The organism is Vreelandella venusta (assembly GCF_015689495.1).
Taxonomy (GTDB): Bacteria; Pseudomonadota; Gammaproteobacteria; order Pseudomonadales; family Halomonadaceae; genus Vreelandella; species Vreelandella venusta.
The window spans coordinates 439,425-455,848 of the sequence record NZ_CP065135.1 but is presented as its reverse complement, the minus strand read 5'-3'; the positions used below and the strand labels follow the sequence as shown (position 1 = coordinate 455,848).

At 56.2% G+C, this 16,424-nt stretch carries 11 protein-coding genes; 7 read left to right on the top strand and 4 right to left on the bottom strand.

All coding sequences use genetic code 11. The features are described 5' to 3' along the window. Nucleotides 1-24: 24 nt before the first annotated feature. Nucleotides 25-669, top strand: coding sequence for an N-carbamoylsarcosine amidohydrolase (locus IR195_RS02245; RefSeq protein WP_206048651.1), 645 nt, complete (start codon nt 25-27; stop codon nt 667-669). A 41-nt stretch (nt 670-710) separates the two neighbouring features. Here IR195_RS02245 and IR195_RS02240 read toward each other — a convergent pair whose 3' ends face one another. Beyond that, nucleotides 711-1,193, bottom strand: a complete 483-nt coding sequence (locus IR195_RS02240; RefSeq protein ID WP_125745253.1) for a MarR family winged helix-turn-helix transcriptional regulator — start codon at nt 1,191-1,193, stop codon at nt 711-713. A gap of 208 nt (nt 1,194-1,401) precedes the next feature. On the opposite strand from IR195_RS02240, the gene IR195_RS02235 reads away from it, so the two are divergent. Genes IR195_RS02235 through IR195_RS02225 form a run of 3 tightly spaced genes read left to right on the top strand, consistent with a single transcriptional unit; the run spans nt 1,402 to nt 5,280 of the window. Then, nucleotides 1,402-3,672, top strand: coding sequence for a xanthine dehydrogenase family protein molybdopterin-binding subunit (locus IR195_RS02235; protein WP_206048650.1), 2,271 nt, complete (start codon nt 1,402-1,404; stop codon nt 3,670-3,672). Further along, complete coding sequence (locus tag IR195_RS02230; RefSeq protein WP_206048649.1) at nt 3,672-4,688, top strand: XdhC family protein; 1,017 nt, start codon at nt 3,672-3,674, stop codon at nt 4,686-4,688. The genes IR195_RS02235 and IR195_RS02230 overlap by 1 nt, the downstream gene beginning before the upstream one ends. Continuing rightward, a complete protein-coding gene (locus tag IR195_RS02225; RefSeq protein WP_206048648.1) occupies nt 4,678-5,280 on the top strand; it encodes a nucleotidyltransferase family protein in 603 nt (200 codons plus the stop codon). The genes IR195_RS02230 and IR195_RS02225 overlap by 11 nt, the downstream gene beginning before the upstream one ends. A gap of 246 nt (nt 5,281-5,526) precedes the next feature. Here IR195_RS02225 and fdhF read toward each other — a convergent pair whose 3' ends face one another. The 3 genes from fdhF to fdhA all read right to left on the bottom strand — a co-directional run bounded on the left by fdhF (nt 5,527) and on the right by fdhA (nt 11,491). Further along, nucleotides 5,527-8,376: a formate dehydrogenase subunit alpha gene (gene fdhF, locus IR195_RS02220; protein ID WP_206048647.1), complete on the bottom strand. Its 2,850-nt coding sequence runs from the start codon at nt 8,374-8,376 to the stop codon at nt 5,527-5,529. An 11-nt stretch (nt 8,377-8,387) separates the two neighbouring features. Beyond that, a complete protein-coding gene (locus tag IR195_RS02215; RefSeq protein ID WP_206048646.1) occupies nt 8,388-10,106 on the bottom strand; it encodes an NADH-ubiquinone oxidoreductase-F iron-sulfur binding region domain-containing protein in 1,719 nt (572 codons plus the stop codon). 191 nt (nt 10,107-10,297) lie between these two features. Beyond that, nucleotides 10,298-11,491 carry a formaldehyde dehydrogenase, glutathione-independent gene (gene fdhA, locus IR195_RS02210; protein ID WP_146944037.1) on the bottom strand — a complete coding sequence of 398 codons (1,194 nt, stop codon included), beginning with the start codon at nt 11,489-11,491 and terminating at the stop codon, nt 10,298-10,300. 244 nt (nt 11,492-11,735) lie between these two features. Between fdhA and IR195_RS02205 the strand changes: the two genes are divergently transcribed. The 3 genes from IR195_RS02205 (at nt 11,736) to IR195_RS02195 (ending at nt 16,289) form a co-directional block, all read left to right on the top strand. Beyond that, entirely contained in the window at nt 11,736-13,316 is a 1,581-nt protein-coding gene (locus IR195_RS02205; protein ID WP_206048645.1) for a BCCT family transporter, read from the top strand. A 193-nt stretch (nt 13,317-13,509) separates the two neighbouring features. Continuing rightward, complete coding sequence (locus IR195_RS02200) at nt 13,510-15,267, top strand: sodium:solute symporter family protein (RefSeq protein WP_206048644.1); 1,758 nt, start codon at nt 13,510-13,512, stop codon at nt 15,265-15,267. Between the two features lie 134 nt (nt 15,268-15,401). Continuing rightward, nucleotides 15,402-16,289: a DMT family transporter gene (locus IR195_RS02195; RefSeq protein ID WP_206048643.1), complete on the top strand. Its 888-nt coding sequence runs from the start codon at nt 15,402-15,404 to the stop codon at nt 16,287-16,289. Nucleotides 16,290-16,424: the final 135 nt, after the last annotated feature.

Here is a 16,424-nt window from a genome sequence, read left to right as displayed (position 1 = left end):
AGAGTGCTGATTAAGGAGACAAGCATGTCGCAGCACAATACTGATAATACGGCCTCGGACAACTACAAGGGCGTGTGGGATGGACGCATTGGCTTTGGCAAAAGGCCCGCACTGCTGGTGGTTGATTTTATGCAAGGCTACACCACCCCAGGCTCGCCGCTATTTGCCCAGGGCGTGGTGGATGCGGTGGCCAATATGCCACCACTGCTCAATACCGCGCGGCGTACGGGCACACCCGTTATCCACACCAACATCCTTTATCACGCCCCGGATCAAATCGATGGTGGCATTTGGGTTAAGAAAGCGCCGGTAATGCGAGCCATGGTGGCGGGCAACCCTTACGCCGAGTTCTGTCCTGAGGTGACGCCTAACGACGATGAACTGGTGATGACCAAGCAGTATGCCAGCGCCTTCTTTGGCACTTCGCTTGCTTCCACGCTGGTCGCCATGGGCGTCGATACGCTGATCATTACCGGCTGTTCCACCAGCGGCTGCATTCGCGCTACCGCAGTGGATGGCCTACAGCACGGTTTTCGGGTGATGGTAGTACGTGACTGCGTGGGCGACCGCCACCCCGCGCCCCATGAAGCTAACCTGTTTGATATCAATAGCAAATATGGGGATGTGATTGGACTGGACGAAGCACTGGGGTACTTAATGAAACGCTAAGAGTGCCCAAAAACGCAGCTGAAATGGGCACCACTGGTGTGTCATTCGTCCGCGTTCATTTTTTTCAGCAGATGCATCAAAGCGATCCGCTCTGCCGGGTTGAGATTTTTCATGGTCTGATCACTGATCTGCTTGGCACTGGGCACCATGCCCTCAACCAATGCCGCACCAGACTCAGTGATCACCACCATAACTTTACGCTGATCATTAGGATCGGTGGTAAGCGAGATCCACTCACGTGCTTTAAGGCGTTTAATAACACCACGGATGGTGGCTGGATCAATCGCCGTGACGTTAACGATATCAGTTAACGAACTGGGACCTCGCTCCATCACCGTGCACAGCGTGACAAACTGAATGGCCGTAAGCTGTTTATCGCTGCTGTAACGCTGAAAAATAGCCGTGTGCCGCTGGTAGGCTTTACGCAGTAGATGGCCTACTTGCTCAGAAAAATCATACCCCTGCTCTGAAGGCGTGGGGTGCTCGCCGGAAGACGAGTGTTTGAGCGCACTATCCGTTGTCATTCCATCTCCTTAATCATTAGCGACGACGTGTATCGAGTATGGCACTGGTTAACAAAATGATGCATCAACGTATTAAATACTGCTTGCGCTGGATCAATTCACCATGCTTTTATGGCGTACACGCTATAATTTTACCTTAATTATTGCTCGTTGATCACCTCAAATTCATCTGCATTGATTACTTAAAACGCTAGCGTGGGAGGCAAGCATGGCCGATAAATCAGACTATACAAGAGAGTCACTGCTGTATGGGTCTGATGTTCTGGTGATCTATCGCGACCCAGTTACACCCCCTAAGCCCGCGCCCGGACAGCCAGGTACACACTCAAACTTCACTCCCCATGAGCCTGAGATATTCATTGCCGTGCTGAGCGATAGCCGCATCGTGGCTTTCAACGGCCACGTAGACTTGGGCACAGGGATACGCACGGCGCTCGCTCAAATTGTTGCGGAAGAGCTTAGCGTCGCGTTCGACAGCGTCACCATGGTGCTGGGCAACTCTGTTGAAGCTCCCAACCAAGGCCCCACCATTGCCAGTGCGTCGATTCAAATCACTGCCGAACCTCTACGCCGTGCGGCGGCTCAAGCGCGGGAGTATCTATTAACACTGGCAGCAAAGCACTTTGACACTGAGCGCTCACTACTTAGCTGCCAAAACGGCGCTATTATGCCCAGTGATGATAACCACTCATCCGTGAGCTTTGGAGCGTTGCTGCGGGGCACCCGTCATGCATTAAAGCTTGCCGATGAGGTACCGCTTAAGCCGGTCAGCCACTATACCCTGGTCGGCCAATCGACCTCTCGCGTGGATATACCCGCCAAGGCCACCGGGCAATTGACCTTTATCCACGACCTACGCCTGCCCGATATGCTGCATGGGCGAGTGATTCGCCCGCCTTATGTAGGCCATGATAACGGCGACTTTATTGGTAACAGTTTAATCGCGGTTGATGAAAGCTCTGTGGCACATTTGCCGGGCATAGTAAGCGTCGTGGTGGTCGGTGACTTTGTTGGTGTGGTGGCCGAGCGTGAAGAGCAGGCTGCTGCCGCAGCCAGACAGCTAAAGGTCCAGTGGCGACCCATCGAAGGCTTACCTCAGTTGGACAACATAGAGCAAGCACTGCTCGACCTACCCAGCAAGCAGCGCATACTCCTCGATGAAGGCGGCCTCGACAATGCGCTAACCGCCGCGCAATATCCGCTCAATCGTCACTATGTGTGGCCTTTCCAGCTGCACGGCTCCATTGGCCCTTCGTGCTCCGTTGCCGATGCCAATGAAAGTGGTCTTCACGTATGGTCGGGCACCCAAAATCCACATAGCCTGCGCGCCGATCTCGCCCGCCTTACCGGTTTGGATGAAGGCGCAATCACCATTACCCGCATGGAAACCTCGGGTTGCTATGGTCGCAATTGCGCCGACGACGTTGGCGCGGATGCGGTGCTGCTTTCCCAGGCGGTAGGCCGCCCCGTCCGTGTGCAACTCACCCGCGAGCAGGAGCATACCTGGGAGCCTAAAGGGGCTGCTCAGTATATGGCGATCCAGGGCGGCTTAAATGCAGATGGCAGCCCGGCAGGCTATCGCTTTAATACGCGCTACCCCTCTAACAGTGCGCCTACCCTGGCACTACTGCTAACCGGTGCTGCCTCACCAATTGATATCCCCTTTGAGATGGGAGATCGAACGTCGGTGCCGCCCTACCGCTACCCTCATCGCCAAATAGTCTGCGACGACGTGCCGACTCTGGTTCGCGCCTCCTGGCTGCGTGGTGTCTCGGCGCTGCCCAGCACCTTTGCCCATGAAAGCTATATTGATGAGCTTGCCTATTTGGCAAATGAAGATCCGGTCACCTACCGGTTGCGCTATTTAGCCGATAATCGCGCTTGCGAACTTGTCGAAGCATTAGCCGAACGTGCGAACTGGAAGCCTTGCGTCGCTAACACCAACCCAACAAGCGAGGGTGAGTGGCGCTACGGCAGAGGCTTCGCTTACGCCCAGTACGTGCATAGCAAATTTCCCGGCTTTGGCGCCGCGCTCGCCGCCTGGGTAATTGAGCTTAAAGTCAATGTGAAGAGTGGACGGATTGTCGTCGAGAATTTATATGTAGGTCAGGATGCGGGCTTAATGGTCAACCCCGCTGGCGTTCGCCATCAGGTGCATGGCAATGTGATCCAGATGCTCAGCCGCACGTTAAAGGAGCGGGTGACCTTTGAGGATGGTTTACCAACCAGCAAAGAGTGGGGCGGCTACCCTATTCTGCGTTTCTCGGAGCTTCCTCCCATCAACGTCATGCTGCTTGATCGCCCTGACTTGCCCCCACTCGGCGTTGGAGAGTCCGCCTCACTACCCGGCGCTCCTGCAATTGCCAACGCGCTTTTTGATGCCACGGGGGTACGCTTTACCCATCCCCCTTTTACCCCTGACACCATTCGCGACTCACTGAAGGCCACCCATCGACTCCCCATGGAGGCGGCTAGTTAATGCAACACCTTGATCTACAGGTTATCGAACGCGCGCTGAAATGGGCCAACCAGGGGCGAACTATTTGGTTGTGTACGGTGCTAAAAACCTTTGGCTCGGCCCCCCGAGAGCCAGGTGCCATGCTAGTAGCATGTTCGACAGGCGACTATCTGGGATCACTGTCGGGCGGCTGTGTCGAAGAAGACTTTATCGCCAGGCTTCAGGCGGGAGAGTTTAACGAGCCGGTTCAACGGGTTCATTATGGCGGTGGCGGTGGCGGTGGCGGTGACGGTGACGGTGACGGTGACGGTGACGGTGACGCTGGTTCAGCGAATATTCGTTTACCCTGCGGTGGTAGCCTTGAAGTGCTGATTGAACGGCTAGCGCCCAACACCGCAAACCTTACTCACTTAGAAGTGGTACATGCCACGCTACTGGGTCGCCAACCGCTAACCCGCTGTATCAAACTGGATGGCAGCGGCAAGCGCTTTAACCCCTCGAAAAACACCGAGCCCACCGTTATTGTTGATACCGCTAGCGTCAATATTCGCATAGGCCCTGCGCTACGGCTGATTATCGCGGGAATCTCTTCAATCTCTTCACCCTGTGCGCTGTTTGCCCAAACGCTGGGGTTTGAGGTGATTGTCTGTGACCCCAGAGACGAGGCTAGGCGAAATTTTGCGGTCGCGGGAGTGGAAGTACAGGCAGTTCTACCCTCGGTGTTTATTTCATCAGGTGGCTGTCATGCCAATACCGCCGTTGTGGCCTTGACCCACGACCCACGTATCGATGATTTAGCAATGATCGAAGCTGTCCGAACGGAAGCCTTTTATATTGGCGTTATGGGCTCCCAGCAAACCTCACAGCAGCGCGCAGAGCGGCTGCTGCGTTCTGGCGGCTTAACAAGTGCCCAAGTAGCACGCATTCACATGCCCATTGGGCTTAATTTAGGCAGCAAAACACCGGCTGAAATTGCGTTAGCCGTCATGGCCGATATTCATCGTATTTATCGTGGAAAAACACGTCATGAGCTGTAGTGATATCATCGTGATTGTCATGGCAGCCGGCCAGTCTCGTCGTTTTGGTAGCGATAAAAGAATTGCTCAATTAAGCAATGGAAAGACACTACTGACCTCCACGTTGTTAACCATTCAGCAACACTTTCCAAACATTACCGTTGTGCTTAAAGAAGGTGATAAGGCTCAATCACTCGGTCTTTCTCCAATCACGCCAACGTTGGTTAGCCAGCGCAGTCATTTAGGGCTTGGATACAGCATTAGCGATGCTTTCAAATATCTATGTTCAGACGAAAAATTTAATCATTACCGATCCGCGGCGGTTTGGCTTGCCGATCTCCCCTGGGTGACTCAAGAAACGTGTAAGTTATTAGCAGACATGTCTAGCGCAGAAAATATCGTTCAACCAACACACCTACAGGTTCCTGGCCACCCGGTTATTTTTGGTAGACAATTTTGGAAACATATCGCTGATTTACGTCATCCCAGCGGCGCATCGGCTATTCTCCAGCGGTATAGTGATCATATTGTAAAAATCTCACTCAATGATCCTGGCGTATGCTATGACGTTGATACTCCAGACAGTTTATCTCCCCCCCTTCTGACATACTAACTATGACGATATTATAAAAAGAGACCGTCAACTAAGACGGCCTCCCTTTCCACTATTGAAGCTGATCTAACCGTCATAACAATGGCTTTTCACACCATATTTAAGCGCTCGTAGATCTTTACTGGCTCTAAAATTGCGAGGCAAACAACGCTACAACCTGGCCCAACCGATCATTTCGGGTCGCTGGTTGATAGGCGATCTTGAGTGCGCGCCTGATCAATCGCTACTTCCTCCAGTAAATGCTGACTAACTAACTCGCTTTATATGGGGTTCCGAGCGGCTCAAACGGCAAGCGGCGTACTTGAACTCTGGAATTTTTCCATACGGATCCAGCGCCGGATTGGTAAGTAGATTCGCTGCCGCTTCTTCATAACAGAAAGGCACGAAAACCATTCCCTCGGGCATGCCCGGATCCGTCCTGACCTTGAGGGTGATGGCCCCTCGCCGGGTGGTGATTGTCAGGTCATCGCCTGGCGCCAATCCCAGCCGGATAAGCTCAGCGGGCGCCAAGCTCGCCACGGCTTCCGGCTCCAAGTCATCGAGCACTTTGGCACGGCGGGTCATTGATCCGGTATGCCAGTGTTCTAACTGGCGGCCAGTGGTCAACACCGTCGGGTAGTCGTTATCGACTGGCTCATCCGGTGGCAGCGGGCGCGTAGGCGCGAACTTCGCCCGACCACTGACGGTTGGGAAGGCCTCGCTGAAGACTACGTCTTGTCCCGGTACATCCTCCGCTGGACAAGGGTAGGTTACCGACTGCTCGCGCTCCAAACGCTCCCAGGAAATATGGTCGAGAGAGGCCATACCTTGTTTCATCTCGGCGAAAACATCCTGCGGATGCTGATAATTCCAGTTCAAGCCGAAGCGTCTGGCCATTTCCTGGATAATCCACCAGTCCGGCTTGGTCTGGCCCGGCAGCGGCAAGGCCGCACGCCCCATCTGTACTTGTCGATTGGTGTTGGTGACGGTGCCATCTTTCTCAGGCCAGGCAGAGGCCGGCAAGATAACATCGGCGAACTGGGCGGTCTCAGTGACAAAAAGATCCTGTACCACTAGGTGTTCCAGCTTGGCCAACGCCGCCCGGGCATGGGCCAGATCCGGGTCGGACATCGCCGGGTTTTCCCCCAGAATATACATACCGCGAATGGTGCCCGCAGCGATAGCGTCCATAATTTCCACCACGGTGAGCCCCGGCGCGGGATCCAGCTTGGTATTCCACAGCTCTTCGAAAGCACTGCGTACCTGGGCATCGCTGACCGGCTGGTAGTCCGGCATTACCATGGGAATCAGGCCAGCATCAGATGCCCCTTGAACGTTGTTTTGTCCACGCAGGGGATGCAGACCAGTTCCAGGGCGACCGGTCTGGCCGCAAGCCAGCGCCAGCGAGATCAAACAGCGGGCGTTGTCGGTCCCATGAGTATGCTGGGAAATACCCATACCCCAGAAAATCATTGCCCGCTCGGCGTTCGCATACAGCCTGGCCACTTCGCGAATGGTCTCTGGTTCAACACCGCACAGGCCGCTCATCGCTTCGGGGGTCATATCCACCGTATGCGTTTTCAGTGCTTCAAAGCCCTCGGTATGCTCGGCGATATAGGCCGTGTCATAAAGCTCTTCGCTAATAATCACATTGAGCATGGCGTTAAACAGCGCCACATCAGCACCCAGTGAAAAGCGAACACTGCGATAAGCGTAGGCATCTAACGCCTGACCACGGGGGTCGAGTATCACTATTTTGGTACCGCGCTTGGCAGCCTGTTTAAAGAAGGTGGCCGCCACCGGGTGATTTACCGCGGGATTACAGCCGGTAAGAATTACTACATCGGCTTGACTGGCCTGCATAAAAGAAGCCGTCACTGAACCTGAGCCAATACACTCCATTAGCGCTGCCACCGAGCTGGCGTGACACAAGCGGGTACAGTGATCCACATGGTTGGAGCCAAAGCCGGTACGCACCAGCTTCTGGAATAACCACGCTTCTTCGTTGGAGCACTTGGCACTGCCAAACCCCGCCAAGGCATCAGGGCCGTGATTCAGTTTAAGGTTCACAAGCCCGCTGGCAGCCACCTCAAGGGCTTCGTCCCAGCTCGCCTCGCGGAAGTGCGTTAGTGGCTTGGCAGGGTCGAAATCTGGGTCGATTCCCTTTGCGACACCCGCGCGTCGAATCAGCGGAGTAACAAGCCGAGATGGATGGCGCGGATAGTCATAGCCGAAGCGACCTTTAACACAGAGTCGGTTCTCGTTAGAGGGGCCGTCGCGGCCCTCCACATAGAGGATCCTATCGTCCTTGATATGGTAGGTCAGCTGGCAGCCAACCCCGCAGTAGGGACACACTGAGTCAACCTTACGCTCAGCCACAGCAGAGTCTCCGTGCCCTTGCTCATCCACCAGGGTGGCTGGCATTAAAGCTCCCGTGGGGCAGGCTTGAACACACTCGCCACAAGCAACACAGGTGCTGTCTCCCATGGGGTCGTCGAAATCAAATACGATCTTGGCTGCCGCACCTCGATGCGCCAGACCGATAACATCGTTGACCTGCACTTCACGACAGGCGCGCACACATAGATTGCACTCAATGCAGGCATCTAGATTAACGCGCATGGCTGAATGGCTGCTGTCTTGCTCCAGGCTACCCGTCCTAGGCGCCACATGATGCACGGTAGCCGTCTTACGCTCTTCGCGCTTGGGCAGCTTGCGGCGCACTGCCGTGGCATCAATGGCTAACTGGTCAGCCATGGCCCAGAAATGGCTTGAGCGGTCGGGGCTCTCTTCGCGCTCAGGCTGGTCGACCAGCAGCATTTCCATGACCATCTTGCGGGCCGTGTGTGCGCGTTCAGAGCTGGCACTATTAACCACCATACCGGGCGCCGCTTCGCGCAGACAGCTTGCGGCCAAGGTGCGTTCGCCCTCGATTTCCACCATACAAGCACGGCAGTTGCCGTCGGCGCGATAGCCGCTGGCATCCTTGAAACACAGATGCGGAATGGTCTCGCCTGCACGCTTGGCGACTTGCCAGAGGGTTTCACCGGGGTAAGCGCTGACGTCAACGCCGTCCAGGGTCAGGGTAAAGCTTTGGTTTAAGCTCTGTTCACTCATGCTGATCTCCCTTATCCCTTGACGATAACGTTCTGGGCAGCCAGTTCACTGCGAAAATCCTTGAGCAAGCCCAATACTGGGTTAGGAGCCGCCTGTCCCAGCCCGCAAATAGAGGCATCTATCATCACTTGGGAGAGTTGCGTCATAAGCCCAGCATCCCATTCATTACGCTCAAGCAGGGTGAGCATTTTTTCGGTTCCCACCCGACACGGCGTGCATTGGCCACAAGACTCATCGGCAAAGAAAGCCAGCAAGTTGGTCGCAACACGGCGTAAATCATCCTGATCAGAAAGCACGATCACTGCGGCCGAGCCGATAAAACAACCGTGCTCCTGGAGGGTGTCGAAGTCGAGAGGAATATTGGCTTTAGTGGCGGGCAGAATGCCGCCAGAGGCGCCACCAGGCAGATAAGCCGCCAAACGGTGACCTTCCGCCATGCCGCCACAATACTCGTCAATTAACTCGCTTAGCGTGATGCCAGCAGGCGCCAGATAAACGCCAGGCTGCTTAACTCGCCCCGACACCGAGAAACTGCGCAGCCCCAAGCGGCCATGGCGACCCTGACTGGAAAAAGCCTCAGCGCCACGCTGCCAGATCATCGGAATCCAGTAGACGGTCTCGACGTTATTGACCAGCGTTGGGCGGTCAAAGAGCCCTTTCTGAGCCACAAACGGAGGACGATGGCGGGGCTTCCCCGGCTTGCCTTCCAGGGACTCAATCATCGCCGACTCTTCGCCGCAGATGTAAGCACCCGCCCCGCGGCGTAGCACGATATATCCCGGCGCCACTAGGCCAGCGGCCTCAAGCTCGCCAATCGCCTCGCGCAGCACGACATGTAACGCTGGATACTCATCGCGTAGGTAGATATACAGCGCCTCGGCGTCGACCGCCCAAGCACTGACCAAGGCTCCTTCAAGAAACTGGTGCGGCGAACGCTCCAGATAATAACGATCTTTAAAGGTGCCGGGTTCGCCCTCGTCGGCATTAATGGCACAGTAGCGGGGACCAACCTCCTGACGCACAAACTGCCATTTCTTAAAAGTAGGAAAACCCGCGCCCCCTAAACCGCGCAGGTTGGCCTGCTGCATCGCTTCCATCAGTGCTTCGACCGTTACTTCCCCATTGCGGCAGGCCTGGAGCAGTGCAAAACCACCCTTGCTGCGATAGCTATCAAGTCGTTGCCAATCGATAGGTTCGGGGTGAGTGTCGTCGCCATCGATAGCTGCCTGAACTTGAGCCGCGTCGGCTCGACCCAAGTGGCGATGGCCGACCTCCACAACGGGCGCAGTGTCGCAGCGCCCCATGCATGGCGCACGCAACACCCGCACCTGCTCGATATCGACATTTGCCTCCAACTGCGCTTTAAGCGCCTCAGCGCCAGCTAACTGGCAAGCCAGAGAGTCGCAAACGCGGATGGTCAATGCCGGGGGCACTTCCTGGTCATCATGGATAACATCGAAGTGGGCATAAAAGGTCGCTGTCTCATAGACCGCTGCCATAGGCAGGTTCATATACGTTGCCAGGGCACGCAGATCTGCCAGCAATAAATGCCCTCGGGTATCCTGAAGAGCATGCAGGTGTTCGATCAATAAATCGCGTCGGCGCAATGCGGCGTCGTTGCGTTCATCGCCCAGCAGGTCACGCAATCCCTCAAGACAGACGGGATCGAGCTCACGGCCGCGGGGCTTGCCGCGAAAGCGGCGCTTGGGGGTCACGGTCTGGACGGTCATGGGTCACTCATTATTATTTTGATTGGCGTGATGCCGAAAAACGAAGACGGCACCCCGCGGGGTGCCGTCTAGGGTCTTGCTATCTATCCTGGACCATCTATACCAAACTATCTATATCGAATTATCTATTTCTGACTATCTATTTCGGGCTATCTATCTGTCTCCCCTGCGAGTGGGCAGGTACTTCCAGCTTATGCAGGCACGCTGCCGTGGGGGTCAATGACAAATTTCTTTGCGGCTCCGCCATCAAAGTCGGCATATCCCTGCGGCGCCTGATCTAAGGTGATCATCTGTACATTTACCGCATCGGCGATCTTAACTTTACCGAATAGAATCGCCTGCATCAGCGGGCGGTGGTACTTCATTACCGGGCACTGTCCGGTATGAAAACTGTGGGATTTGGCCCAACCGAGGCCAAAGCGCATGCTCAAAGCACCTTGCTTGGCGGCATCGTCAGCGGCACCGGGGTCTTCGGTCACATACAGACCAGGAATACCGATTTGGCCGCCCGCGCGAGTTAGCGACATCGCCGAGTTCAGCACGGTCGCAGGTGCTTCTTTACCATGGTTGCAGCCGCAGGCGTGGGCCTCGAAACCAACACAGTCGACAAAGGCATCGACTTCACGCTCACCGAGAATCACCTCAATCTTGTCGGCCATGTCGCCGTCTTGAGTCAGGTCAATGGTCTCACAGCCAAAGCTACGCGCCTGGGCTAAACGGTCTTCGACCATATCGCCAACAATCACACAAGCCGCGCCAAGCAGTTGAGCAGAAACTGCCGCTGCCAGGCCCACAGGGCCAGCACCAGCAATATAAACCGTACTGCCAGGGCCAACTCCAGCCGTAACGCAGCCGTGGAAGCCGGTGGGGAAGATATCGGAAAGTAGCGTTAAATCCTTGATCTTCTCCATCGCTTGATCGGCATCCGGGAACTTCAGCAGATTAAAGTCTGCGTAGGGCACCATGACATATTCGGTCTGGCCACCCACCCAGCCGCCCATATCGACATAGCCATAAGCAGCCCCTGGACGAGAGGGATTCACATTCAGGCAGATGCCGGTACGGCCTTCTTTACAGTTACGGCAGCGACCGCAGGCAATATTGAACGGCACAGAGACGAGATCGCCGGGCCGGATAAACTCGACGTCGCGACCACACTCGACCACCAAACCCGTAATTTCGTGACCCAGCACCAAACCGGATGGCGCAGTGGTGCGGCCGCGCACCATATGCTGGTCGCTACCACAGATATTGGTGGTGACGACTTTAAGAATCACGCCGTGATCGCACTTGCGATTACCGATGGCGAGCTCAGGGTAGGCAATAGATTCGACGGCGACTTCACCCGGCCCTTTATAGACCACTCCGCGGTTGGCTGCATTCATGGCTAGCTCCTGTTGTTCATTGTTATGCGCTTGATGGTGGATTGCGCTTTCCCACCCTATCCCCTCCGTGCCTAAGGACTTACCCCACAAAGGCACTCACATATCTATTCAAGACATGCCAGCCAAGATGAATAGATGAAGGTCGTTTTCACGACACTCCTTCTCCAAAACAGACCCAACAATTCCTAGCGTCGGCGATCGTGACGCATATCCGACACCTAACAAGAACCACCAAGGAAAGCCAATGAAGAACAATGACGACCCGGTTCTGTCGCCCGGACAGGACAACACTCAGATAATGGGGTTAGATTTTCATAACCCCGTCTTCCCACTCTCTGCTCTCGCCATTCTGCTATTCATTCTTTACGCACTGGTTTACCCAGATGCCGCTAATACGCACCTAGGGCTTGCCAAGAACTGGTCAATTGAACACTTTGACTGGCTGTTTATGATTGCAGGCAATACCTTTGTGGTGTTCTGCCTTGTACTGATCTGCTTGCCGCTCGGGCGAATTCGTTTGGGCGGCAGTGATGCCAAGCCGGAGTACTCGCGTACTTCCTGGTTCGCCATGCTATTTGCGGCGGGTATGGGTATCGGCCTAATGTTCTGGAGCGTTGCTGAGCCCGTGGCCTATTACACCGACTGGTATGGTACGCCCCTCAACGCCCCCGCAGGCACACCGGAAGGCGCCAGCGCCGCCATGGGGGCGACCATGTTTCATTGGGGGCTACACCCCTGGGCAATCTACGCAGTCGTCGCACTCTCGCTGGCGTTCTTTGCCTACAATAAGGGCTTGCCACTCACGCTTCGCTCCGCCTTTTATCCACTGCTAGGTGAGCGTACCCGCGGCTGGGCAGGTCATATCATCGATATTCTTGCCGTACTCGCCACCATTTTCGGCCTAGCTACCTCGCTTGGCTTTGGTGCTACCCAAGCAGCCGGTGGACTCGCCTACCTGTTCGGTATTCCCAACACCATCGGTACTCAGTTGGCGATTATCCTAGTGGTCACGGTGATTGCACTATTCTCGGTATGGCGGGGTATCGACGGTGGGGTAAAGCTATTCTCAAACATTAATATGATCATCGCGGCGATACTGCTGCTATTCGTTGTGATAGCAGGTCCGACGCTGATGATATTGGCCGGGATTGGCACCACAACATTAGACTATATAAGCCACCTTTTGCCGCTGTCGAACTGGATTGGCCGCGACGATGACACTTGGTATCACGGCTGGACCATCTTTTACTGGGCGTGGTGGATCTCCTGGTCTCCGTTTGTCGGCATGTTTATCGCTCGCGTATCACGTGGACGCACCGTTCGGGAGTTTCTCATTGCCGTACTGCTGGTACCAACGCTAGTCACGCTGGTTTGGATGAGTGCCTTCGGCGGTACAGCGCTTTTTCAAGCAACTAACGGCATAGGCGAACTGGCCAACGGCATTGGTGATGTCTCGCTTGCCATGTTCCATATGCTGGAACAGTTGCCTCTCACCAGCATAACGTCAACACTAGCCATTGTTCTGGTGCTGGTTTTCTTCATCACTTCATCAGACTCCGGCTCGTTGGTAATCGATAACATCACGGCCGGTGGCAAAACCGATGCACCTAAGGGCCAGCGTGTTTTCTGGGCCGCACTTGAAGGTGTGATTGCTGGAGTACTGCTGTATGGCGGCGGTAGCACCGCGCTCAGTGCGCTTCAGGCCGGCGCAGTAGCCACCGGGCTGCCCTTCACTATCGTGCTCCTGCTGATGTGTTTCAGTCTCTATAAAGGGCTTCACAAGGAGTGGCAGCAGATCAACGCAATGCCCAAAATCGCTAGCTAAACAACTCAAGCATCCGTTGTTTTCGGGGGCGCCAATGCCATGGCGCCCCCTTTTTTTGGTTAGTAGATATCGTGTTTTGGTTAGTGGATATCGTGTCGTGATTCCAGCACTGTGTGCCGCTAATGGCAATGAGAAACCGGACAAAACGTGCACTATAGCTAATATAACATCAACAACACTAACGGCTATTTCAATGATCTACACCATCGCAATACTACTGAGTCTGGTAGGCTATTTCGTGATCGGCCATCTGGCCGGACGGCGCGTCAAGGGGCTGGACGACTACCTGGTCGCTGGCCGCAATGCGCCCACCTTCTTTATCCTCGGCACCCTAGTGGCCAGCTACCTGAGCACCAGCGCCTTTCTGGGCGAAACGGGATTTGCCTACCAGGGCTACCCCTTCGTCATGCTGATCTTTGCCGCGGTAAGCACCTCGGGCTGCCTGCTGGGGGCGCTGGTGTTCGGCCGCTACCTGCGCCGCAGCGGTGCGCGTACCGTGCCGGAGTTCTTCGGCAAGCGCTTTGCCTCACATCGCGTGCAGGCCATTGCCGGGCTAACCACGATCATCGGTCTGGGGGCTTACCTGCTGGGCGTGATGCAGGGGGCGGGCATCATGTTTGCAGAATTGACCGGCATGCCCTACTGGGTAGGCCTGGTACTGGTGTGGGCGACCTACACCGGCTTCATTCTCTACTCCGGCTCACCGGGGGTGATGCTCACCGACACCATCATGTTCGTGATCTTCTCGCTGGCCGCCGTGGGCGGGTCGCTCTACGTGATCCACGACCTCGGGGGCTGGAGCGGCGTCGTCGAAGGGCTGTTGATGCAGACTGACAAACCCGGCATCGCCCTGTGGCATGGGGTGATCGAAGGGCCCACGGCCAGTTTCTCGTCGCCAACCGAAGCGCTGGTGTGGGGCCTCACCCTGGGGCTCGTGTGGGCCGCAGTGCTGGCGGCAAGCCCCTGGCAATCCAGCCGCTACCTGATGGCCCGCAACGAACATGTGGTGATGCGTTCGGCCATGCTCACCGCGGTGGCGCTGGCCGTTTTCTACGCGCTGATGATGATGACCGGCGCCGCGATCAACCTTTACGACGCGACGCTCGACCCAGAGCGTTCGATGGTCTGGGTGGCGCTCAACGTGCTGCCGACCTGGCTGGGGGTGGTCATTCTGACCGGGGTATTCGCGGCCGGGCTCTCCTCCTGCTCGACCTTTCTGTCGATCATTGGCTTCAGCCTCTCCAACGACATCCTGCCCGCCTCCACGGATGAGCGATCGGCGATGCGTAAGAGCCGCATCGCGGTGCTGGCGGCCGGGTTGATCGCGCTGCTGCTGGCCCTGTTTCAGCCTCCCGCCGTCATGTCGGTGGTCTGGTTTGCAGCGACCCTGTTTGCCTCCTCCTGGGGGCCGGTGGCGCTGATGAGCATCTGGAGTCGCAAGATCACCGCGGCGGGGGCAAGCTGGGGGCTCGTCGTGGGTTTTGCCGGTAACGTTGCCCTCTCGTTGATGGTGCAGGCCGAGTGGCTTAGCCTGCCCGTCTACCTGCATCCGGTGCTGCTCAGCACGCTGTTGGCGCTGGTGGCCATTACGCTGGCCTCACGAGTGACCCAGGTGAGCCCGGCCGAGTCGGCGTACCGGGCCTTTCTGCATGAGTTCGATGCCAGCGCGGTGAGCGGCTGGGTATCCGGCACCCGCTGGATCGCCCTGTGCACGATGCTCTCTGGGGCTGCCATCGGTCTATTCCTGTGGCAGCAGTATGCGACAACACTGGCGGGATTCGCCGAGCGCTTCGCGCTCCCCGCCGGTGCGGTTCAGGGCGCTTATCTACTGGCGATCGGGTGCGGCAGTATGCTGCTGATTGCCGGTGCTGTGGGTTACTGGATGGTGCGTCCCCACTACGAGAAAACCACAACGACTGCGCGTTCTATGGCCAGCAGCCGTCGTACCTAAGACACCAAGACATGGCCGGCGACCAGCGGCCTGAATGACCTGCATCGCCCGCCTGCTCGGCGGGCGGCGCGTTTTATAGCGATTTTTATAACGGTCTTGATAACGATTTTTACAACAACAAAGGAGATAGGATTATGCAACTCAGTACTTATCAACGCGGCTTGCTCATTGTGGTGCTCGGTGTCGTTTTTCTCAGCTTCGACGGCCTGCTGATCCGGCTGGCCGCTACCGACGGCTGGACCGTCATCTTTTGGCGCGGCCTCTTTATGTTCTGCGTGCTGGGGTTAATTTGCTGTGTCGGCCAGCGGCTGACGGCCTTGAAACGGCACCCCATTGCCTCACTGGTCTCGACCGTGCTACTGGCGCTGATCTCCAGCCTGTTCGTGCTGGCGGTGATGAATGCGAGCGTCGCCAACGTGGTGGTGATTCTGAGCACCTCGCCGCTGTTCGCCGCCGTGTTCTCGCGGATTTTTCTGGGGGAAAAGGTCGCCCGGCGTACGCTGGTGGCTATCGTGGCCTGCATGCTGGGCATGAGCCTGGTCTTCATGGGCCACGGTGCCCACGGCATGCTGTTGGGGAACCTATACGCCCTGGCAGCCTCCGCGGCTATCGGTGGCAACCTAACGCTACTGCGCCGCTTCCCAGGCGTGGATACCATGACGGTGGTCGCCGGAGGTGGGGTGCTATCAGCCATGGTGGCCATCTCTATGGCCACGCCCCTGACCCTGGATGCCCAGCGCTACGGCGTATTGGCCTTGATGGGACTGGTGCAAATGCCCCTGGCCACGGTACTGATCAATAGCGCCACCCGCTACCTGCCGTCTACCGAGGTGGCACTGTTTTACCTAGTGGAAACCGCACTGGGCACACTATGGGTTTGGTGGCTATTAGGCGAGACGCCAACGGCATCAACACTACTGGGCGGGGCCATCGTCATCACGGTGCTAGTGCTACACGCCTGGATGGGATTACAGCGAGAAAGGCAGCGCCTGCGGCTTTATCCTGGCTTTGCTGACAAATAGGTCATAACAGCATTGCAGAAGATAACGACAGAGAACGTAAAGCCTTAGCAGATTAAGATTTATGACACCAAGACGATTTATAAAACAAAGACTCAGCGATTAAAAAATAGCTAATAAGAAACCCGCCACAAAGGG

What these genes read in the sequence shown, in the direction of transcription:
- IR195_RS02195 (WP_206048643.1), top strand. Translation starts at nt 15,402, where the DNA reads ATGCAACTCAGTACTTATCAACGCGGCTTGCTCATTGTGGTGCTCGGT.
- IR195_RS02215 (WP_206048646.1), bottom strand. Translation starts at nt 10,106, where the DNA reads ATGACCGTCCAGACCGTGACCCCCAAGCGCCGCTTTCGCGGCAAGCCC.
- IR195_RS02225 (WP_206048648.1), top strand. Translation starts at nt 4,678, where the DNA reads ATGAGCTGTAGTGATATCATCGTGATTGTCATGGCAGCCGGCCAGTCT.
- IR195_RS02230 (WP_206048649.1), top strand. Translation starts at nt 3,672, where the DNA reads ATGCAACACCTTGATCTACAGGTTATCGAACGCGCGCTGAAATGGGCC.
- IR195_RS02205 (WP_206048645.1), top strand. Translation starts at nt 11,736, where the DNA reads ATGAAGAACAATGACGACCCGGTTCTGTCGCCCGGACAGGACAACACT.
- fdhF (WP_206048647.1), bottom strand. Translation starts at nt 8,376, where the DNA reads ATGAGTGAACAGAGCTTAAACCAAAGCTTTACCCTGACCCTGGACGGC.
- fdhA (WP_146944037.1), bottom strand. Translation starts at nt 11,491, where the DNA reads ATGAATGCAGCCAACCGCGGAGTGGTCTATAAAGGGCCGGGTGAAGTC.
- IR195_RS02235 (WP_206048650.1), top strand. Translation starts at nt 1,402, where the DNA reads ATGGCCGATAAATCAGACTATACAAGAGAGTCACTGCTGTATGGGTCT.
- IR195_RS02240 (WP_125745253.1), bottom strand. Translation starts at nt 1,193, where the DNA reads ATGACAACGGATAGTGCGCTCAAACACTCGTCTTCCGGCGAGCACCCC.
- IR195_RS02200 (WP_206048644.1), top strand. Translation starts at nt 13,510, where the DNA reads ATGATCTACACCATCGCAATACTACTGAGTCTGGTAGGCTATTTCGTG.
- IR195_RS02245 (WP_206048651.1), top strand. Translation starts at nt 25, where the DNA reads ATGTCGCAGCACAATACTGATAATACGGCCTCGGACAACTACAAGGGC.